Origin of the sequence: Actinomyces sp. S6-Spd3 (assembly GCF_000758755.1) — a bacterium.
GTDB lineage: Bacteria > Actinomycetota > Actinomycetes > Actinomycetales > Actinomycetaceae > Pauljensenia.
Map to the genome: position 1 here is coordinate 21379 of NZ_JRMV01000281.1, position 18640 is coordinate 40018.

Annotated in this window: 20 protein-coding genes; 9 read left to right on the forward strand and 11 right to left on the reverse strand. The window is 57.0% G+C overall.

The features are described 5' to 3' along the window. Positions 1 to 125 precede the first annotated feature (125 nt). Together HMPREF1627_RS07185 and HMPREF1627_RS07190 are read right to left on the reverse strand one after the other, a co-directional pair. Positions 126 to 1121 (reverse strand): Dyp-type peroxidase, encoded by a 996-nt coding sequence (locus HMPREF1627_RS07185; protein ID WP_234305283.1) that lies wholly within the window; start codon positions 1119 to 1121, stop codon positions 126 to 128. A gap of 20 nt (positions 1122 to 1141) precedes the next feature. Beyond that, positions 1142 to 1744: a TetR-like C-terminal domain-containing protein gene (locus tag HMPREF1627_RS07190; RefSeq protein WP_034502489.1), complete on the reverse strand. Its 603-nt coding sequence runs from the start codon at positions 1742 to 1744 to the stop codon at positions 1142 to 1144. 162 nt (positions 1745 to 1906) lie between these two features. Between HMPREF1627_RS07190 and HMPREF1627_RS07195 the strand changes: the two genes are divergently transcribed. The 3 genes from HMPREF1627_RS07195 (at position 1907) to HMPREF1627_RS07205 (ending at position 4575) form a co-directional block, all read left to right on the forward strand. Next, positions 1907 to 2830: a DUF5692 family protein gene (locus tag HMPREF1627_RS07195; RefSeq protein WP_034502491.1), complete on the forward strand. Its 924-nt coding sequence runs from the start codon at positions 1907 to 1909 to the stop codon at positions 2828 to 2830. A gap of 174 nt (positions 2831 to 3004) precedes the next feature. Then, on the forward strand, positions 3005 to 3745 hold the full coding sequence (recO, locus tag HMPREF1627_RS07200; protein ID WP_034503576.1) for a DNA repair protein RecO: 741 nt from the start codon (positions 3005 to 3007) through the stop codon (positions 3743 to 3745). Beyond that, the gene (locus HMPREF1627_RS07205; protein WP_034502494.1) at positions 3742 to 4575 is read left to right on the forward strand and encodes an isoprenyl transferase; all 834 of its coding nucleotides are present in this window, start codon (positions 3742 to 3744) and stop codon (positions 4573 to 4575) included. The genes recO and HMPREF1627_RS07205 overlap by 4 nt, the downstream gene beginning before the upstream one ends. Before the next feature lie 321 nt (positions 4576 to 4896). Here HMPREF1627_RS07205 and HMPREF1627_RS07210 read toward each other — a convergent pair whose 3' ends face one another. The 6 genes from HMPREF1627_RS07210 to HMPREF1627_RS07235 form a co-directional block, all read right to left on the reverse strand. Next, positions 4897 to 5409 (reverse strand): membrane protein, encoded by a 513-nt coding sequence (locus tag HMPREF1627_RS07210; protein WP_034502496.1) that lies wholly within the window; start codon positions 5407 to 5409, stop codon positions 4897 to 4899. Continuing rightward, entirely contained in the window at positions 5406 to 5801 is a 396-nt protein-coding gene (locus HMPREF1627_RS07215; RefSeq protein ID WP_034502498.1) for a Fur family transcriptional regulator, read from the reverse strand. Before HMPREF1627_RS07215 ends, HMPREF1627_RS07210 begins: the two co-directional genes overlap by 4 nt. Positions 5802 to 5845: 44 nt before the next feature. Continuing rightward, complete coding sequence (locus HMPREF1627_RS07220; RefSeq protein WP_034502501.1) at positions 5846 to 6778, reverse strand: metal ABC transporter permease; 933 nt, start codon at positions 6776 to 6778, stop codon at positions 5846 to 5848. Next, positions 6775 to 7542, reverse strand: coding sequence for a metal ABC transporter ATP-binding protein (locus HMPREF1627_RS07225; protein ID WP_034502504.1), 768 nt, complete (start codon positions 7540 to 7542; stop codon positions 6775 to 6777). The genes HMPREF1627_RS07220 and HMPREF1627_RS07225 overlap by 4 nt, the downstream gene beginning before the upstream one ends. 91 nt (positions 7543 to 7633) lie before the next feature. Further along, a complete protein-coding gene (locus HMPREF1627_RS07230; protein WP_107066776.1) occupies positions 7634 to 8620 on the reverse strand; it encodes a metal ABC transporter substrate-binding protein in 987 nt (328 codons plus the stop codon). Between the two features lie 33 nt (positions 8621 to 8653). After that, positions 8654 to 9670, reverse strand: a complete 1017-nt coding sequence (locus tag HMPREF1627_RS07235; protein ID WP_034503578.1) for a LacI family DNA-binding transcriptional regulator — start codon at positions 9668 to 9670, stop codon at positions 8654 to 8656. A 169-nt stretch (positions 9671 to 9839) separates the two neighbouring features. Between HMPREF1627_RS07235 and HMPREF1627_RS07240 the strand changes: the two genes are divergently transcribed. The 6 genes from HMPREF1627_RS07240 (at position 9840) to HMPREF1627_RS07265 (ending at position 15852) form a co-directional block, all read left to right on the forward strand. Beyond that, positions 9840 to 11066: a sugar ABC transporter substrate-binding protein gene (locus tag HMPREF1627_RS07240; protein ID WP_034502508.1), complete on the forward strand. Its 1227-nt coding sequence runs from the start codon at positions 9840 to 9842 to the stop codon at positions 11064 to 11066. A gap of 109 nt (positions 11067 to 11175) precedes the next feature. After that, complete coding sequence (locus tag HMPREF1627_RS07245) at positions 11176 to 12762, forward strand: ABC transporter permease subunit (RefSeq protein ID WP_034502509.1); 1587 nt, start codon at positions 11176 to 11178, stop codon at positions 12760 to 12762. After that, positions 12762 to 13658: a sugar ABC transporter permease gene (locus HMPREF1627_RS07250; protein WP_034502510.1), complete on the forward strand. Its 897-nt coding sequence runs from the start codon at positions 12762 to 12764 to the stop codon at positions 13656 to 13658. Before HMPREF1627_RS07245 ends, HMPREF1627_RS07250 begins: the two co-directional genes overlap by 1 nt. Positions 13659 to 13850: 192 nt before the next feature. Beyond that, the gene (locus HMPREF1627_RS07255; protein WP_034502511.1) at positions 13851 to 14240 is read left to right on the forward strand and encodes a GntR family transcriptional regulator; all 390 of its coding nucleotides are present in this window, start codon (positions 13851 to 13853) and stop codon (positions 14238 to 14240) included. Next, positions 14237 to 15133, forward strand: a complete 897-nt coding sequence (locus HMPREF1627_RS07260; protein ID WP_034502512.1) for an ABC transporter ATP-binding protein — start codon at positions 14237 to 14239, stop codon at positions 15131 to 15133. Before HMPREF1627_RS07255 ends, HMPREF1627_RS07260 begins: the two co-directional genes overlap by 4 nt. Continuing rightward, positions 15130 to 15852 carry a hypothetical protein gene (locus tag HMPREF1627_RS07265; protein WP_034502513.1) on the forward strand — a complete coding sequence of 241 codons (723 nt, stop codon included), beginning with the start codon at positions 15130 to 15132 and terminating at the stop codon, positions 15850 to 15852. The genes HMPREF1627_RS07260 and HMPREF1627_RS07265 overlap by 4 nt, the downstream gene beginning before the upstream one ends. A 94-nt stretch (positions 15853 to 15946) precedes the next feature. On the opposite strand, the gene HMPREF1627_RS07270 is transcribed toward HMPREF1627_RS07265, so the two are convergent. From HMPREF1627_RS07270 to HMPREF1627_RS07280, 3 genes are read right to left on the reverse strand one after another with little or no spacing between them, the layout of a single operon-like run. Then, positions 15947 to 16906, reverse strand: a complete 960-nt coding sequence (locus HMPREF1627_RS07270; protein WP_034502514.1) for a hypothetical protein — start codon at positions 16904 to 16906, stop codon at positions 15947 to 15949. A 19-nt stretch (positions 16907 to 16925) separates the two neighbouring features. Next, positions 16926 to 17714 (reverse strand): hypothetical protein, encoded by a 789-nt coding sequence (locus HMPREF1627_RS07275; protein ID WP_234305284.1) that lies wholly within the window; start codon positions 17712 to 17714, stop codon positions 16926 to 16928. Beyond that, positions 17714 to 18631 carry a hypothetical protein gene (locus HMPREF1627_RS07280; protein WP_034502519.1) on the reverse strand — a complete coding sequence of 306 codons (918 nt, stop codon included), beginning with the start codon at positions 18629 to 18631 and terminating at the stop codon, positions 17714 to 17716. Before HMPREF1627_RS07280 ends, HMPREF1627_RS07275 begins: the two co-directional genes overlap by 1 nt. Positions 18632 to 18640 lie beyond the last annotated feature (9 nt).

An 18640-nucleotide genomic window follows, 5' to 3' on the forward strand; every position in this document is an offset into this window, starting at 1 on the left:
TCTTTCCCTGCACTTCGGCGAGGGAAAACTCAGCCAAAAGTGAAAGGTTACGTGGCCTCGCGCTGCCGCCCTACTCGGCCTCGTCAGCGGGGAAAGCCCGCATCCCCGCCCCCGTACTGACCGCCCTACTCGGCCTCACCTGAGGGGAAATCGCCACCCGCAATCTCATCAAGAAGGTCCAGGGAAGGCACAAAGAAAACCTGGCCGAAAAGTACCTTCGAGAAGGTGAGAAGGTAGTCTTTCTTCGACACCATGTTGGTAAGCATTCCTTTGGTGACGCTCCAGCGGCCCGCATAACCGATGAAGTAGGTTCCGGTGATCCCGGATGCCGGGTCAGAGAAGGGAACATTCATTCGAATGATCTTGTTCTCTTCTCCATCGATGATGAACTTTGAAGTGACGTTGTGTGCATTGGGAGCTTTAGCCTCGTCATCAAGCTCGAGATCGGTGAACTGCTCGCGACCAATTGCTCGCTCTTGCTCGTGTGTCCCAAGGGAACGCCACGCATCCATGTCGTGGATCCACTTCTGCGCGAAGGCGTACGAACCGCCCGCGAACTGCGGGTCTTCACTGCCGACTTCGGCCCACATCGGCGCATCGATCCCGGTCGGGTTCTCGGTCCCATCAATGAAACCAATGATTGCGCGACCCTCGAGGTAACGGAAACCGTGGGTCTCATCCACAACCCTTGCAAAATCCTTGAAAGACAGGCGGTACTGTTCGGCGACTTCGTAGACAACGGCCTCGCGCTTGGCGCGAATGTGAAGGAAAAGGTCAGCATCGGCGCCGATTCCTTCGGGCATCGCGATGGAAGGGGTTTCTGCGTTGACGAGGCCCTTGAACTCCTCAAGTTCCTGCGGGCGGGCTGCACCCGGGAAAAGATAATCCCAGCCATTGCGGCTCACGCCGATGGAGACTCGCAGGTCGTCGCCCTGTGCGCGGATATTCATTGACCGATTGATTGCCTGGGAGGTGTCAGCAAAATCGCGGAAGGCATCCAACTCTGCGGCCTGATCCTGACGATTAAAACGCAAGTAAACGAAGAGAACGCATTCTCCCGCGTCCTTGTAAACGTCTTGGGGATGAGCGGACATGATGACCTCCATCGTGGGTACCTTCATGTTGATCATAGGTTGTGGAACTAGTGTTTGCCCTCGCGGCGGATGAGCGGGGGAGGGGCATCAGTCGAGTAACGATCAAGTGCCGTCGCGACCGAACCGCGCATGATGACCTCAATGTTTTCGGTCAAAATGAAGGGATCTGCTTGCATGTCCCGGTTGAGCCAGTGGAAGAGGTGTGCGACAACACTCAAGGTGAAGTGATCGATGATGAAATCACGCCGGGCTGGGTCAAGGGGAGCGCTTCCTTCTAATTCGGTGATGATTGCCCGCATCATTTCCCGGAAAGCACGGTAGAAAAATTCCTCGATTTCGCGGCGGCTGAGGGAAGAGACAACCGCATACGTTTGCTCGCGGTGCTCGCTCATGTACACCAAGAGATCACAGAACCCGTCGGACCACTCGCGGTAAGTCGCATGAGCCATGATGTGCGTGACGATATCGCGCTCGAAGACCCAGGTGGCCAAGGACATGACATCGGGGAAGTGATAATAAAAAGCCTGGCGCGTGACCCCTGCTATTTCGGTGAGGCGGCGAACCGTCACCTTGGTGAGAGGCGTGCTTCTGAGCTCTTCTTTGAGGGCGTTGCCGAGCCTCTCGCGGGTTAACTCTGCGTTGGTCGACATGAATGTCCTAGGTCGATAGTCCTGTGTGATGTCTGAACGGGAACACGTGGGATGTCGCGTTCTCTTGAGTATTAGACACTTTCGATTCGGTGTCCAATGACTCGCGCGAGAAGTGCCTCTTAGAGTGAGCGCATCATCTTGTTTCACAAAGGAGTTGGAGACATGTTCCTCTTCGAGTCGATTCCCTGGTATTCCTGGCTTGCCTGGTTCGGGGTCCTTGCCGCTTTGATCATCGGCAACGAGATCACCCGCCGCTGGAAGTGGGCAGGGATCGCAATCTTCATTGTTCTTCCCATTGTTCTGACCATCTTCGTCTGGCCGACAACAGCGGGTCCCGATTCCTCGACAGGAACCTGGTTCCACTGGGTCAAGGTCTACTCAGCCCTTGCTGGGTGCCTCGGTTTCATGGCAATCCGCTACATTCCCAAGTTGCAGACGAATCGTTGGGCGCTTGCTTTCCCGCCGGCGATCTTGGCAATTAATATCACCGAGGCCTGCATCCGTGACTTCCAAGTCGGTGCCATGGGCGTGCGTGAGATGGTCGATGGAGTCTTCATGGTTTCAGGCCCCTGGAACTACATGAACGGTATCGCCGGTTTGCTCAACCTGCTGACGATCTGTGGCTGGTTTGGAATCTTTATCTCTCGTGATAAAGAAAAGGACATGATCTGGCCCGATATGCTGTGGTTCTGGATTATCGCTTACGATCTGTGGAACTTCGCGTACGTGTACAACTGCGTGGGAGACCACTCCTTCTATGCCGGTGCAGCTCTGCTCATTTCCTGCACTATCCCCGCCTTCTTCATCAAGCGAGGCGCGTGGCTCCAGCACCGTGCGCACACCCTTGCGCTATGGATGATGTTCACCATGGCAGTGCCCTCATTCGTCACCTCGTCGAAGTTTGCAGTCAATGCCTCTCACAATGACGCGGCCCTCATGACCGTTTCTGCGATCGCACTCGCAGCTAACGTGGCTGTTGCGCTCTACCAGATCTACGTCATTGTCCGTGGACGTAAGAACCCGCTGCGCGATGAGCTCTACACCGATCTTGAGGCATACAAGAGCGTTCGCGAGGCCAATATCTGAGTGGTCGTCGCGCCACTATTCGCGATCTAGATCCTTCAGATACTCCACATCTATTCAGGCGATGCAGGATCTGTAATCACACAGGCCTATTGCGCTTGGGGTCACTTCGGCCCCAAGCGCAATTTTGTGTCGCGGCGGGCCTGCTCTGGCAGGGAATGTGAAAATAAGAAGGTGATCAGGAGTTACAGGGACGAGGCCGTGGTTTTGCGCACGCAAAAACTAGGTGAGGCCGACCGTATCATTTGGCTCCTGACCTCTGAACATGGCCAGGTACGTGCTGTTGCCAAAGGCGTGCGCCGAACAACATCGAAGTTCGGAGCACGCCTCGAACCCTTCTCTGTCGTCGATATTCAGCTTCATCGCGGGCGAAGCCTCGATACGATCATTCAAGTTGAAACGATTGCCTCCCACGGGGAACTGCTCGCTTCCGACTATGAACTCTACTCGCGGGCCTCGGTCATCGTTGAAACCGCAGACAAGCTATCAAGCGACGGCGACGACGGGACCCACCAGCAGTATCTTCTGCTGGTCGGAGCGCTCCACGCACTGTCTCACCGCCGGCACGACCCAGCCCTGATCTTGGCCTCGTACATGCTTCGCGCGCTAGCGATCGCAGGGTGGGCTCCCTCCTGTTTCGACTGCGCAGTGTGTGGAGCCGAAGGACCGCACGCTGCCTTTTCGATCACCGAAGGCGGTGCCGTGTGCGAGAACTGTCGCCCACCCGGTGCCTCTCTTCCGGCTCCTGACTCGATGGAGCTCATGGGATCTCTTCTAAGCGGTGATTGGCATGATGCCGATAACTCGCCGACATGGGCGCGCTCGGAAATGATGGGACTGGTTTCTAGCTACACTCAATGGCATATCGAGCGACGCTTAAAATCACTGCAACTCCTGGAAAGGAGCGCACACGGATGAGCCCTGAATTCGCGCAACTGACGCCCATGGATCGCGCGCCCAAAGACCCACGTCAGCCGGTCGCAGGACCGGGGCAGTGGCCTCGACAAGCACCCGAATTCGCGGCCGGGGAAGTACCTCGCCACGTCGCCATCATTATGGACGGCAATGGGCGCTGGGCCAACGATCGGGGACTTCCGCGCACCGAGGGGCACCGGGCGGGGGAGTATGCGCTTCTCGACACGATCGCCGGTGCCATCGATGCAGGAGTGCGTTATCTTTCCGTCTACACTTTCTCGACGGAAAACTGGAAGCGCTCGCCCGCAGAGGTCCGCTTCATCATGAGCTACGCCAGTGATGTCTTGGCTCGGCGAACGGACCTGCTGAACCAGTGGGGAGTGCACGTGCGCTGGAGCGGGCGCGAGCCGAAACTGTGGAAATCGGTCATTCATGCTTTGGAGCGCGCGGAAGAAAAAACGCATGACAACACCACTTTGGATTTGGTGATGTGCGTAAATTACGGGGGTCGCGCGGAAATCGCGGATGCTGCGCGCTCGATCGCACAAGATGTTGCCGCGGGGCGTTTGTCGCCGCGCGGGGTGAATGAGCGGACTTTTGCTCGCCACCTGTATCTGCCCGATGTGCCCGATGTTGACTTGATGATTCGGACCTCGGGGGAGCAGAGGCTCTCGAACTATATGCTGTGGCAGATGGCCTATGCGGAGTTCATGTTTAGCCCGAAACCGTGGCCGACTTTTGACCGCGAGGCGCTGTGGGACTGTCTTCTTGAATACGCCGGGCGTGAGCGGCGTTTCGGCGGCGCTCAGGACCTGGTGGCTGGCGGGGCTTAGGGACTCGTGACTGGCGGTGCTAGGGTGCTCCCTCGTAGCCGGGGTGCTCAGGGCCTCGTTGCTAGCAGAGCTGGCGACTAGTCGAGACGGGGTTTGTAGCGCTAGCCGTCTGGTTTTTGCTGCCTCATCCGCGCTCCACGCGTGCTCCGCGCTAGCTCCACATGAAGTCGGTGAATGTCACAGGCTATGGCGTGTGTCTTTTTGCGACTTCGTGTGTCTTCTGGAGGGCGGTAGGGACGAAGGCGCGGACGTCGTGTGTTATTCAGCGACTTCGTGTGTCTTTTGGAGGGAGGAAGCGGAGGAAGGCGCTCGTGCAGGTGCTCACCCGTGCTCGAGGCTCTGTTCGCTTCCGCGCCCGCGGCGTCGCTTGACCAGAACGAGCGTCGCGACAACCGCAGCAACCGCAAGCAGGCCAAGCCAAGCCCACACCGAACCAGCTGCCGCGCGCACAACCGCCATCCACACGGCAAGCATGCCCAGACCGTACATAATCGACCAAGCGATACAGCCCGGAATCATCGCGAGCGTGTACTTTTTCCACGACATTCGCACGACGCCCGCGCCGGCATTGACCGCAGTCTGAACGCCGACAGTGAGGAAACACAGGGGAATGATGACGATTCCCCACTGCTCAAGCAGCCGAGCACCGTATCTCGGAACAGGCCCCTCAAACCAAGCAGCGATCTTTCCTCGCAGGCCGTTCTTCCCCGCAGAGGCCAATGCGCCTTTTGCTGCGCCGCGTCCCAGCCAATAGGTCAGCTGTGCGCGATGAAAAACAACGAAAAACAGGAAGATAAAGAGCGGCAGTCCCGAGGATGCCCACGAGGGTGTCAATTATTTGCCTTTCGCGTGCAGTCGGCGCACAGGCCGAAGAGCTCAATCGAGTGCTCAATCTGGGTGTAACCGTGCGTCTGTGCAACCGTAGAAACCCACTTTTCAAGTTCTTCAACACCCAAATCCTCGGCTCGCCCACAATTGCGGCACACCAGGTGGTGGTGATGCGAGTGAGTATCGCACTTGCGATACAGGGCCTCGCCCTCGCTGGAGCGCAGGACGTCAATTTGATGGTCTTCAGCCAATGCCTGCAGGTTGCGATAAACCGTCGCCAAGCCGATCTTGTGCCCGCGCGAGGTGAGGTCCTCGAAGACCTTCTGCGCGCTGCGGAAGTCGCGGTGCTCACTGAGGTTGTCGAAAACCGCCTGGCGTTGCTTGGTCATTCGCTCCATGGCGATCCTTTCATTGACGAGGCCTATGTTCCTTTTTCGTTTCCCTAGCCGCGCGCGGTGGTGGCGTGGGCCTCGTCCGTGCGCGAGGCCTCGGGATGATCAGCGGGGGCGGATAGTGCGCGCATCCTCTGCTTGCGGCGGAAGTGGTCGCGTAGGCCTCGGATTCCGTATCCAACAGCATAGAGAGCAATCGCCCCAACAACAATTGTTGCGCCGGGGGAGAGGTCGACGTAGTAGGTCAGGGTTAAACCGCCCAGACATAGCACCGCTCCCAGGACCATCGCATACGCCATGGTCCGGCGGAAGGAATGCGCCCCCAATTGTGCGATCGCTACGGGAACGACCATGAGAGCCGAGACAAGGAGCGATCCAACGATTCGCATCGCGACGACAACTGTCAGGGCTGACAAAATCGCGATGAGCATGGTGAGTGCACGAACGGGAAGCCCGGTCGAGCGAGCGAATTCCTCGTCATTGGTCACCGAGTAGAGCGCGGGAAGCAGCCCGATACCGATCACGACAATGACAAGAGCCAGGAGACAAATCGACCAGACGTCACTGCTTGAAACAGTTGAAATTGAACCGAAAAGATAGGCGTTCAGCTGGGAAGATGTGCCGTTAGCCAGCCCGATGAGCAGCACGCCTCCGGCGATACCGCCGTAAAAGAGCATGGCAAGGGCGACGTCTGAGGAAGTTCGCCCGGACTGGCGGACAAGCTCGATGGTAACCGCGCCAAGTAAGGACACAACTAGGGCCCCGGGGATTGCCCATTGATCATGCGGCGTGACATTTGCGGCGGTCCCGGCAAGCCATCCCAAGGCGACTCCCGTCAAGGAGATGTGGCCGATACCGTCACCGAGCATCGCGAGGCGACGGTGCACCAGGTAGGTCCCGACGATCGGCGCGCATAAGCCGACCAAGAGCGCAGCAAGAAGCGATCGTTGCATCAAGGGCGATGCGAGCATATCGAAGATCATCGGCTTCCCTCCGTTTCGCGGTGGTCGGTCGTAGTGCAGTGGTCAGAGTGAGGATCACGCAAATCGCTTCGGGCAGGGCCGTCATAGGTAAAGTGTCCAGATCGGATGTGGAGTTCACGGTCGAGGACTGGGGCAAGTTCGCCTAACTCGTGGAGTACCAGCAGGATTGTGACCCCATCGTCCTTTGCGGCTTGGCAGATTTCGGCCAGTCTGGCGCGTGAGGATGCGTCGATTCCGGCCATCGGTTCGTCCATGATGAGGAGCTCTGGCTTGCGGACCAGTGCGCGCGCAATGAGCACGCGCTGTTGTTGCCCGCCGGAAAGAATGTGGAGTGGGTCCTTCGCGCGATGTGCGAGGCCGACGGCGCGCAGTGCGTCGAGTGCTTTGGTGCGGTCGCCGCGAGAGTGCCACCACTTGCGGGTGCCGAGGAGGCCGGAGAGAACAACTTCAATGCATGATGAAGAAATCGCGCCGCCTGAGGATGCTCGTTGGGGAACATAGCCGATCCGCTGCCATGGGATTGAGGAGCGCTTTTGGATGGAATTGCCAAAAAGCGTGATATCTCCCGAAGAAATGGGGGCTGTGCCAAGGATTGCTTTCATGAGCGTGGATTTTCCAGCGCCATTTGGGCCGGTTACGGCGACGCATTGTCCTTGGGGAATTGAAGCGGTGATGCCGTGAAGAATGAGGTCGTGTTCCCAAGCGACGTGGACATGGTCCAGTGCGATCACCGGGTCAGTAGAGATATTGAATGTCGTTCCCATTAGTGTCGAGTGTAGTCGTTGGGGCGGCATGGTTCACTGTGGAATCATGCCGCCCCAACGCGGAGATATCAGTTCAAATCTGGTGCGGTGTTTACTCGCAGCTCAGAGCCTTTTGCAGTGCTTCAAGGTTCTCGTTCATCACTGCTTCGTAGTCCTTCGAATCATCGGCCTGAGATTCGATCGGGTCGAGAACTGCAGTGGTGATTCCCAGATCCTTTGCCAGGGTTTCAGCAACCTTGGGGCTGAGGAGCTCTTCGGTGAAGATGGTCGTGATTCCCTTTGCCTTGACCGCATCGGAAATCTGCTTGAGACGTGCGGGGGAAGGGGTGGAATCGGGATCGAGGCCGGACAAGCCCAGCTGGGTGAGGCCGGTGCGGTCAGCAAGGTATCCGAAGGCCTCGTGAGAGGTCACAAATTCCTTGTGCTGGCACTTTGCAGTGCCGTCGACAAGCTTCTTGCTCAGGGCTTCCATCTGAGACTTCATGGAAGCAGCGTTCTTCTTGTAGGTTTCGGCGTTGGCCGGATCTGCTTGGGCAAGGGCGTCGCCGATTTGGGTAGCTGCGCTAGCCATGCGGGTGGGGTCGAGCCAGAAGTGAGGATCGGTTGAGCCGTGCTCGTGCTCATGTTCGTGAGCTTCTTCTGTCTTTTCGCCGTCGTCAGCGACATCTAGTTCGCTTTCATGCTTTTCTGCGTCAACCAGATCAACGCTGGTTGAGACGTCGATGACGGTCTTGGGGGCGTTGAGTTCAACGGCCTTGTCGACTGCGGATTGGAAACCCTTGAGGTAAACGACAGCTCCTGCCTGGGAGAGCTGCTGGACCTTTTGGTTCGACAATTCGAGGTCGTGGGGTTCTGCTCCCGGAGGGGTGAGGGACTCGACGCTGACCAGGTCTCCGCCGATCTTCTCGGTCAGGTACTGGAGGGGGTAGAAGCTAGCCATGACCTTCATGGGGGAAGTGGAAGCTTGGGAGCTTGAAGCGCTCGAGGAAGGCGAGGAAGCCGAAGAAGAACATGCGCTCAGTGCAAGCGCTGCGGCGGCGGTGACGGCAAAAACAGTATGTGAACGCGAAAAACTCATGATAATCATTATCAAGCGTATTGATAACGATTGTCAAAAGCGAACTCGTCCTGTGGACCCGCGTACAACAAGGTCGGGAGTAAACGCAAAATCCTGATGCTGCTGCGGTTTTTGCGAGTGAATCGCATCGAAGAGCGAAGACACGGCCGAATGTGAAATAGCTTCAACTGGCTGTCGGACCGTTGTGAGGGCGGGGGAGAGGTGGGGCACGAGGAAGGAGTCGTCAAAGCCGATGACCGAAATGTCGCCGGGAACGCTCATCCCCCTGGATTGGATGGTTCGGATCGCCCCCATTGCCTGGAGATCAGACCCGGCAATGATTGCTGTTATTCCCGTATCGATCAGGGAATGGGTTGCCGAGGCCGCGGCCTCGTAAGTGTAGAAAGTTTCCACAACCGTGGGGTCGGAAATCCCAAGTTCTTCGGACATGACCTGGCGGAATGCCTCGCCTTTGCGCAGTGCTGGGACGACGTGATGGCGCCCGCCGAGCATCGCAATCTTGCGGTGGCCTAGTTCTTTGAGATGTTGGATGGATGCGCGAATTCCTAGAGCATCTTCGGTTGAAAAGTCTGGTGCTTGAACCTCACTTCGAGCGCCATTAATGGTGACGAAGGGGAGATGGATTTGGGAAAGATTTGAGTAGCGGCTCAGGTCTGCTTGCAGATCTGCGTGGCGGCCGGAGACGAAGATGAGTCCTGAAACGCTGCGTGCAAGGAAAGCTTGAGTGTGCTCCTCCTCGCTGGTGGTGCCGGGGGTTTGCGAAGCAATAAAAGCTTGACCGCCTGCCCTGTCGACCTCTGTGTGGAGGGTGTGGGCGAAGGTGGCAAAAATGGGATTTGTCAGTTCTGGGACGATCACTCCGATGATGAGGCGGTTGTCATCGGCAAGCATACTGGGGCGTTCGTAGCCAAGTTCGTCGATCGCTGTGAGAACTCGGTATCGAGTGTCGTCCGAAACCTGTCCGACTCCATTAAATACGCGCGAAACGGTAGCGATGGAAACACCGGCATGTGAGGCAATGTCGGCCATGCGGGTGCGGTTCTTCGACATCGAAGGGCCTTTCAGAATGGGCATGCATGGTAGATGGGATGTGCCTCAAAGATATCATTTTTCTAACAATCCTGAAACTGCTTGCTGAAAACGATTTTCTGTGATTAGAGTGGTCTTAAGTGCAAAGTACAACTGTGTACGAGCAATACTCAATTGATCAGGAGTTGACATGCGACGAGGCATAGCAGTATGCGGAGTTTTGGCAGTTACAGCAACGCTTGCAGCGTGCTCGAATGGAGGCTCGAACTCTTCGGGCAGCCAGTCGGCATCCGCAAGCGCTTCTTCTTCCGTCGGTTCGCTGACGGTGTGGGCCGATGACACCCGTTACTCGCAGATCCAGGAGCTGGCCAAGGACTTCACTGCAGCCACCAAGGTGGACGTTCAGGTTGTTCAGAAGTCTCAGACCGACATGGGTCAAGAGTTCATCAGCCAGGTTCCGACCGGAAACGGCCCCGACATCATGGTTACGGCCCACGACGGGCTCGGCCAGCTGGTGAAGAACGGCGTTATTTCCCCCGTTGACTTGGGCGATGCAAAGTCAAAGTTTTCCGAGGCGGCAATCCAGGGCGTGACCTACGACGGCAAGACCTACGGCGTTCCCTACGCCGTTGAGTCTGTTGCACTGGTTCGTAACAACAAGCTCACTTCCGACTCCCCGAAGACCTTTGATGAAATGGTTGCCTCCGGTAAGAAGGCCGGTTCGGAGTACCCCTTCGTTGTTCAGATGGGCACCGACGGTGACCCCTACCACCTCTACGCTTTCGAGAGCTCCTTCGGCAACGAGGTCTTCAAGCAGTCCGCTGACGGCTCCTACACCTCTGATCTGACCCTGGGTGGAGCCGGCGCATCCGAGTTCACCCAGTGGCTCAAGGAGCAGGGTGCAGCAAAGACCCTCAACCCGAACATCACCTCCGACATTGCCAAGGATGCTTTCCTCAAGGGTAAGGCAGCCTACATGGTGACCGGCCCCTGGAATGTCACCGCTGCTAAGGAAGCCGGACTCGACGTCTCCGTCCTCCCGATTCCTTCCGCAGGCGGCAAGGAAGCCAAGCCCTTCGTTGGTGTTCAGACGTTCTACCAGAGCTCCAAGACCCAGAACCAGGTTCTGGTCAGCAAGTTCTTCCAGTACCTGGAGACCAAGGAAGCACAGTCCAAGCTGCAGCAGCTGGGTGGACGCGTTCCGGCAATGATCGAAGTTGCTGACTCGCTCACCGACGAAAACCTCAAGCAGTTCGCTTCCATCGCCGGAAAGGGCCTGCCCATGCCGGCAATCCCCGAAATGAAAGCCGTGTGGGATTACTGGGGCAAGACTGAGGTCGCCATTGTAAATGGTGCCGATCCCGCCTCCTCGTGGGAGACCATGGTTAACAACATCAAGACCACAATGAACAAGTAGTGAGGTCTCCCGGTTTTGCGGGCGCCCAAACCGGGTGCCCGCAAAACCCATCCCTGAGCATTTTTGCTCACGGTTCCCTAATCGCTGTTATAGGTAACGAAGGACCACAATGCCTGCAGCTTCTTCCTCGAGTACCGTTCAGAAGGACCGTACTTCGCATGCCCGTGATGTCATGCGGCCCGGTTTTATTGCGAAACTCATCATCATGATGCTCATTGATGCGCTGGGCATCTACGGAATCATGGCGGCATGGGCCGTCGATTCTTGGATCATCATCGGTGTGATGGCGTTCTTGCTCATCGTCATTAACTGGGTGTATTTCTCGAAGAGAGCGCTCCCTGCTAAATATCTTCTCCCCGGCATGATCTTCCTCTTGATCTACCAGCTCTTCGTCATGGGCTACACCGGGTATGTTTCATTGACCAACTACGGAGATGGTCACAACTCGACGAAGACGGATGCAATCGAAGCTATTTTGGCCTCGAACCGCCAGCGTGTTGAAGGAGCTCCAACTGTCCAGACCGCTGTCGTTGAAGATGGAAGCGAACTGGGCCTCGTTGTCGCAGACCCCGCGACCGGTGAACTGAAGCTTGGTACGGCAACCAAGCCTCTCCAGAGCGTCCAGGGAACTGTGACGGCAATGGGAATTACCGATGTCTCGGGCTACAAGATCCTTGACCTTGGTGATCTGGCCAGCCGCCAGACGGAAGTTTCTCAGCTGACGGTTCCCGTGAGTTCCAACCTTGACGATGGCTACTATGTCACGACGGACGGAACCTCCGGCTACCTCGCCAAGTCCACCTTCACCTACGACGAAGCTGCCGATACACTGACGAACACGCAAAACGGTGTCGTCTACAAGGCGAATAACCAAAAGGGTGTTTTCGAAGATAGCCAGGGTAACCAGCTATCCACCGGTTGGCGTGTCTTTGTGGGTACTTCCAACTACTCACAGATGTTTTCGGGTTCTGGAATTGTCAAGCCATTCCTGAATGCGCTCGTGTGGTCTTTCGTCTTTGCCATCGGATCTGTCCTGTCGACATTCGCTTTTGGGCTTATCTTGGCGCTGATTTTCTCCGACAAGCGAATCCGAGGCCGAAAGATCTACCAGTCCTTGATGATCCTTCCCTACGCATTCCCTGGCTTCTTGGCGACCCTGGTGTGGAAGGGCATGCTCAACGAGGAATTCGGCTTCATTAACAACGTGTTGCTTGGTGGGGCGCAGGTTCCGTGGTTGACCAATGGACTTATGGCGAAGGTCGCGATCCTCGGTGTGAACCTCTGGCTCGGCTTCCCCTATATGTTCCTCGTCTGCTTGGGTGCGCTTCAGTCGCTCCCGGGAGATGTTGAAGAAGCGGCAAAGATGGATGGTGCGTCTGGATTGCGAACCATCTGGTCGATCAAGCTGCCTCTGGTTTTGCAATCCACAACCCCGCTGCTGATTGCGTCTTTCGCGTTTAACTTCAACAACTTCTCGTTGATTTACATGCTGACGAAGGGCGGGCCGGACTTTGAAGGTGTGCCCTACGCCTTGGGTCAGACTGACATCTTGATTTCGATGGTCTACAAGATCGCCTTCGCGGGCGGCCAGTACAACTATGGTTTGGCCTCGGCAATGTCGATCTTCATCTTCGCTGTTGTTGGTGTGATCGCCTGGCTTGGATTCCGTCAGACAAAGGCATTGGAGGAACTGTGATGAGCGCACAAAGCAAAGAAAATGCACAGTTGACAACGCTCCGCGGCTCACGTTGGTGGAAGGAAGTCGGCTGGAGGCACATTGTGGGTATCGCAGTGATTATTTACTGCCTCATCCCGCTGCTCTACGTGCTTTCGGTGTCCTTTATTCCGAATGCGACACTGACCTCCGGTATCAGCTTCTCTGATGGACTGACCCTTGATCACTTCAAGGCGTTGGGGAGTGACCAGTACAGCATGTACTGGAAGTGGATTCTCAATTCTTTGGTCGTCTCGACGGTGACCGCCATTGGAACTGTCCTTATGGGCGCGGCCGCTGCCTACGCCTTCAGTCGTTTCCGCTTCCGGGGCCGTCGTGGGACGCTGACCTTCCTGCTTCTGGTTCAGATGTTCCCGCAGATGCTGGCTTTCGTGGCTCTCTTCCTGCTCTTGCTGGGAATTAAGGATATCTTCCCGGTTTTGGGCTTGAACTCGAAGCTTGGCCTGATCTGTGTCTACCTCGGTGGCGCGTTGGGTTCGAACACCTTCCTGCTCTTCGGTTTCTTCAACTCCGTTCCTCGCGAACTTGACGAAGCCGCAGAGATCGATGGTGCTTCGCATGCCCAGACCTTCTGGACCATCATCATGCCCTTGGTTCTTCCTGTTCTGGCAGTTGTTAGCCTGCTGAGCTTCATCTCCAGCTTCGGTGACTTCGTCCTTGCAAAGGTTGTTATGCAAACCCCCGATCAGTACACCCTGGCCGTGGGCATGTACAACTGGGCAGCCGATGAGCGTAACGCCCCGTGGGGTGTCTTCGCGGCTGGTTCGATCATCGCTGCAATTCCGGTGATCTTGCTCTTCCAGTACCTGCAGAAGTACATCGTTTCCGGTCTGACCTCCGGTGCAGTGAAGGGTTAAGCGCCCGCTTCTCGCTGACCGGCCCCGGCCTCGTTCCTCATTGTGGGGACGAGGCCGGGGTTCTTTTTGTGCGCGAAAGCCGGGGAGGGCGGTGCTTCGTAAGAGATTTTGATGGTGGACTTGACAGGCTGGTTGGTTATATGGTTCATTAGTCATGTAATGAACCACTGAAGCTGAAGGGAGGACTTGCGCATGGCACCCACGTTCGTCTCGGGGATCCCGATCTACGTACAGATCGCCGACGACATCCGCGCGCAGATCCTGCGCGGCACCCTGCGTGCCGGGGATCAGCTCACCTCCACCACGGAGTACTCCGCGACCTACCGCATCAACCCGGCCACCGTCGGCAAGGCCTTCGCGATCCTCGTCGACGAGGGGCTCGTCGAAAAGCGACGCGGCATCGGCATGTTCGTCGCTGAAGGTGCCCGCGATGCCCTCGTGGCCGACGGGCTTGCGACCTACGTGGAGGAGACCCTGAATCCCGCCGTCGAAGCGGGCCTGGCCCTGGGCCTCGATATCGACGCCATCATCGACCACGTCCGCGCCTACAGCGCTGACACGACTGCCAAGGAACGCTCATGATTACCCTCGACTCCATCAGCCACACCTATCCGGGGGAGGCGGCACCAGCCCTGCGCGATGTCTCGCTCACTCTCGGAGATGCAACCGTCACCGCCCTGGTCGGCCCTAACGGTTCGGGCAAGACGACGCTTATGCAGATCCTGGGCGGTCTGCTCCCGTCTTCGGCAGGAAACGTGTCCATAAATGGAACGAAGGTGAGCTCTAATGACCTGCTCGGATACTCGATCATGGTCTCCTCGGACAGGGACTTCGACAACTCCTCGGCCGCCGCGCTGGTTGCCTATGCATCGCTGCGCCAGACGTGGGATCAGAAACTTTTTGACCACTATGTCCAGCGTTTTGACTTTCAGCTGAAGGGCCGTAAGAAGTTGCGCAAAATGTCTTCGGGGCAGGCTGCCATCTTGACCGGTGCCGTCGCGCTGGCCTCGGGTGCTCCCATCACTATCCTTGACGAGATTCAGGCTCCCATGGACGTCCCCACCAGATACGCGTTCTACGAGGAATTGATCACTCTGGCAGCTGACATCATGGAAGGGCGCCGTCCCTGGCGCAGCTTCCTCATCTCTTCGCACATGGTGTCCGAACTTGAAAACGTTGCCGAAGACGTCGTAGCCCTCAAAAATGGGCGTCTGCTTGCCCATGAGAGCGTTGACGAGTTCACTTCGCGTATCTGTGCGATTACCGGTAACGCCGCTGACGTGGAACGCTTCCTGGCCGATCATTCCGATATCGCCGTCATTACTTCTCGCGCGCTTGGGTCCGCACGAGAAGTCATCGTGGACCTGCGTGGCCGTGGTGTCGCTGACCACGAGATTGCATCCCACTCACTGACCTCCTCACCCTGTTCTTTCCAGGACGCCTTCGCCTACCTCATCCAGGAGAACGACCAATGAACACCGCAACCCCAGACCTCATCAAATCCTCCCCCTCGCCCCTGCGTATTGGGCTTGTTCGCTCGCGATTTACTGTCGTGCTCTACCTGCTGGTTGTGGGCCTCCAGTTCCTCACCAACTTGGCGATCAACGGCATCGTCTACCTCTCAGTCTCCGACATCAACAAGAACGCTGAGCAGTCCGCCACAAACTCCGCTTTTGTCACGGGTACTTTCCTCTTTATCTGCGGGATCGTCAGCGCTACCGTCGACTTGCGCGCTTCTGCTCTTAGCGGTGGCTCGCGCACCGCACTCACCGCAGCGAGTTACGTGCATTCCATTGTCATCATTGGCTTGGGGTCTCTCATCTGGTGGCTTCTTATCGCAATCCATCCCCTGCTCTTCTTCATGGGACGTGGCTCCTTCCCGCTCGGCGTCGACACGTGGTTATTTGTTGTCTTCGCTTGGGTCGTCTGCGATGGGGCCGGACGTTTCATCGGAGGAGTTTCTCGTTGCATCGGCTCGACCTGGAAGAGGGCTTTCGCGCTCATGCTCGCAATCCCGCTGGGTATCTGTAGCATCGGCGTGCCGATCACTTGGGTGATTCTCACGCTTGTCCACAAGTCAGGCTATCTGCCCCCGATGAATCCGGCCTTTTGGCTGCTCGGCTTTATTTCGGCAGCAGTTGTCGTCGCGGGCTGGCCCCTGACGGCATCCGGTCACATCCGTCGCGTCGGCTGAAAGGCACATCGGCCAAATGAGTGTGGGGAGCAACTCAGGTTGCTCCCCACACTCTTAGTGCCAGTGCCCACGGGCGCGGCCTCGAAGGACAAAACTAGAGGTCGACCTTGAGCTTCGTGAACATCTTTGAAATGTCTTCCGCGACAGTCGCAAAGAGAGAAGAGGTCGTGGTTGCGGTTGCCGTGATCACAACGAAAGAATCCGCAGTCATGGGGATTCTCCACACCCATTGAATGACCGTGTATGAGTTCGCGGCATCGGAGTAAACGCCCTTGCAACGAATAGCTTTAGCGAAGATCGCTGAAGACTCGCCCGAAGGAGAGTAACGACCAGGTTCGACGTCTTCTTCTGCCAGAGTGCTCCAGCCCGGGAGTTTCGCACTCAAAACTGCAGAAAGCTCGCCGACTGAGGGGAGTGCATCGGTATCTCCAAGAGACGCAGTAACCGTGAAGGACGAGGGAAAACCTGACTGGGGATCTGAGGGGCCCTGGGCGACGATCAATCGAGAAGACAGGGGAGTTGCTGGGGAAGGCGGAAGCAGCTGAGACGGAGTGTCTCGAGGGAGCTCACGCCACTGCATAGACAGAGGAAGGCGTGCGCTCACAATAACAGCGCGCCCTTCAGTTAAGGCAAAACGCAGTGCCTCCCGAGCAGTTCTTCCGTATTTGCTGGTGATATTCCCGTTCTCGTCAACCAAATCGTGGCGCTTATACCATTGCCAATCCGCGTCCATCCACCGTGGAAGCGAAAAGGGAAAAGGGAACATAAAACCAGCGCCGACCAATAGCAGGGCTAAACACGCACAGAATAGGACCTCTGAAATAGGCCTCACTCCCCAAAGAGTCAGGAGCAAGAACGAAATACCGCCGCAAAGCGCCGCAACGGTCCAGATCAAGCGACGGGCAATTTTCCTAGCGGGAGCGAAACGAGTGGCGAAAAAACCGCGCATGATCTCAGCAAGGCGCGAATCGCTGTATGTTTCCAGCCACCAGGAAAACAAGAATACGGCGGGGAGAACTGTCCACGCGATGGCATACAACAACTGATATCTCATGATTTGCTCTCCACACTTCCTAGGGCACGACAAAAGGCGCGAGCTTTGCCCACAGCTCTGTTCGCGTGCACTTCTCCAAGTCTCCTACCGTGCCTGAAGTTTGAGCAAAATCTGGCGCATTGGAGGGCTGCGGCAGATAGCTCTCGGGAAGCGTGCGCGCACTCACCACGTATGCCGCCCAGGGAACGGAGAGAACAGTGTAGCTGCGGTGCACATGATAGCCCTGAGGGCTTCGCATCCAGCTTGTCCACACGGCATATTCCCAGTTCTTTTCCCTGACTAGGCGAGTAAAAGACGACCTCTTCTTCGATTTCTGCAGATCCTCTAGAAGAATCTCGTGCGCCCCCATGACGTCACCGGAATTTGCCGCATCGATGAACTCGATGGGCACGCGTTTGGGGCCATCGAATCGATTCTTGAGGGAAGGAAAGCTTGAAAACTCCGCGACGATCTGCGGTACATCGTGCGTTTCTGCAAGATAAACCTGGGTTGTTTCAGGTTCTTTCAAACTACTGAGAATGGTCGACTGTCCCGGAGCAATGAAGGCACACTGCCTGCGAACTCCGGAAGAGGCATAACGCGGTGACAGCGCAAATTGCGTGAGGGGAGTACTGTCCTCGCGGATCGGTGCGAGGAGCATCTGCGCTTGCCCGCTCAAAGCACCATCGGCCTCGAAAATCTTGTCGAGGCCAATCTGGGCTTCCGCCGACAAACCTTCCCGCGCGGACTCTTCGGGGCCCGCGAGAGCAATGAACGCGGGAACCGAGGCGGTTGGCAGGCTGAGGGGAGCGGAGAAAAAAGTGCTCATCATGCCACACTGATCTTCGTTACCATCTTGCCCATATCCTTGAAATGCTCAGGAAACATGCGCGTCGTTGTTGTTGCTGTGGCAGTGATCCTGACGAAGGTCGACGAGTCGAGTTTTTCAACCCACGACCATTGAATAGCCGTCAAGGAAACGCCCTCATCAGTGTAGGTTCCCGTGCACATGAGGGACGCTTTCGGCTTGCTCTGCGTGATCTCGTCGAGTGTGAACCACCCCGGAACCTGCCGCGCAATCGCCTCGCTTAAAGTTCCCAGCGGTAGACGTTGCTCGCCGCTGGCCGGAGTCGCGCAGATGGACAGCGTTGATGGCCTCAGGTTCTCGTAATCCATAGGGCCCTGGGCGAGCAGAACAACGGGGGCCAGAGGAGTAGGCGTGAGATAAGAAGGCATTCCCTCAACGCGCTGCCAGCCAAGAGGAAGGGCAATACGAGTCGAGAACTCTCTCTTCTGGCCGCCGCCGAGCGTGAGTTCTGTAGTGGTACGAACCGTGCCGCCGCGGGGGAGAAGGTTTCCTAATTCGTCAACAAGTCCTTTGCGGACACTGTCGTGCCACCGGGGATCCAGCCACGTCGGAAAATTCAGAGGGAGATGGCACAGGGGAATAAGAAGGACTGAAGCGATTGTGAGCCAGCCAAGGGCAAGAACGATATCCGTGCTAAAGCCGTGTTGCCGGGCAAAAACTGTCATTCCAGCAAGCAGTGCAAACAAAGCCCACGCGCACAGGCGCAGAAAGTTCGCCGGATCTAATGTGTGGACCTTCGTCAAGGGCCAGGCTCGCTGAGCTAAACGCGAGTTACTGAATGCGACAAAAAGCATGAAAACAAGACGCAGGGTAAAAGCGAGGACCCACACGATGACCATCCCGCGCGGGATCGTGTAGGCCAAGGTCGAAATCACCATGCGCACGCC

Coding starts and splice junctions, on each gene's coding strand:
- HMPREF1627_RS07185 (WP_234305283.1), bottom strand. CDS start 1,121: ATGAAGGTACCCACGATGGAGGTCATCATGTCCGCTCATCCCCAAGAC.
- HMPREF1627_RS07190 (WP_034502489.1), bottom strand. CDS start 1,744: ATGTCGACCAACGCAGAGTTAACCCGCGAGAGGCTCGGCAACGCCCTC.
- HMPREF1627_RS07195 (WP_034502491.1), top strand. CDS start 1,907: ATGTTCCTCTTCGAGTCGATTCCCTGGTATTCCTGGCTTGCCTGGTTC.
- HMPREF1627_RS07205 (WP_034502494.1), top strand. CDS start 3,742: ATGAGCCCTGAATTCGCGCAACTGACGCCCATGGATCGCGCGCCCAAA.
- HMPREF1627_RS07215 (WP_034502498.1), bottom strand. CDS start 5,801: ATGGAGCGAATGACCAAGCAACGCCAGGCGGTTTTCGACAACCTCAGT.
- HMPREF1627_RS07220 (WP_034502501.1), bottom strand. CDS start 6,778: ATGATCTTCGATATGCTCGCATCGCCCTTGATGCAACGATCGCTTCTT.
- HMPREF1627_RS07225 (WP_034502504.1), bottom strand. CDS start 7,542: ATGGGAACGACATTCAATATCTCTACTGACCCGGTGATCGCACTGGAC.
- HMPREF1627_RS07230 (WP_107066776.1), bottom strand. CDS start 8,620: ATGAGTTTTTCGCGTTCACATACTGTTTTTGCCGTCACCGCCGCCGCA.
- HMPREF1627_RS07235 (WP_034503578.1), bottom strand. CDS start 9,670: ATGTCGAAGAACCGCACCCGCATGGCCGACATTGCCTCACATGCCGGT.
- HMPREF1627_RS07240 (WP_034502508.1), top strand. CDS start 9,840: ATGCGACGAGGCATAGCAGTATGCGGAGTTTTGGCAGTTACAGCAACG.
- HMPREF1627_RS07245 (WP_034502509.1), top strand. CDS start 11,176: ATGCCTGCAGCTTCTTCCTCGAGTACCGTTCAGAAGGACCGTACTTCG.
- HMPREF1627_RS07250 (WP_034502510.1), top strand. CDS start 12,762: ATGAGCGCACAAAGCAAAGAAAATGCACAGTTGACAACGCTCCGCGGC.
- HMPREF1627_RS07255 (WP_034502511.1), top strand. CDS start 13,851: ATGGCACCCACGTTCGTCTCGGGGATCCCGATCTACGTACAGATCGCC.
- HMPREF1627_RS07260 (WP_034502512.1), top strand. CDS start 14,237: ATGATTACCCTCGACTCCATCAGCCACACCTATCCGGGGGAGGCGGCA.
- HMPREF1627_RS07265 (WP_034502513.1), top strand. CDS start 15,130: ATGAACACCGCAACCCCAGACCTCATCAAATCCTCCCCCTCGCCCCTG.
- HMPREF1627_RS07270 (WP_034502514.1), bottom strand. CDS start 16,906: ATGAGATATCAGTTGTTGTATGCCATCGCGTGGACAGTTCTCCCCGCC.
- HMPREF1627_RS07275 (WP_234305284.1), bottom strand. CDS start 17,714: ATGAGCACTTTTTTCTCCGCTCCCCTCAGCCTGCCAACCGCCTCGGTT.
- HMPREF1627_RS07280 (WP_034502519.1), bottom strand. CDS start 18,631: ATGGTGATTTCGACCTTGGCCTACACGATCCCGCGCGGGATGGTCATC.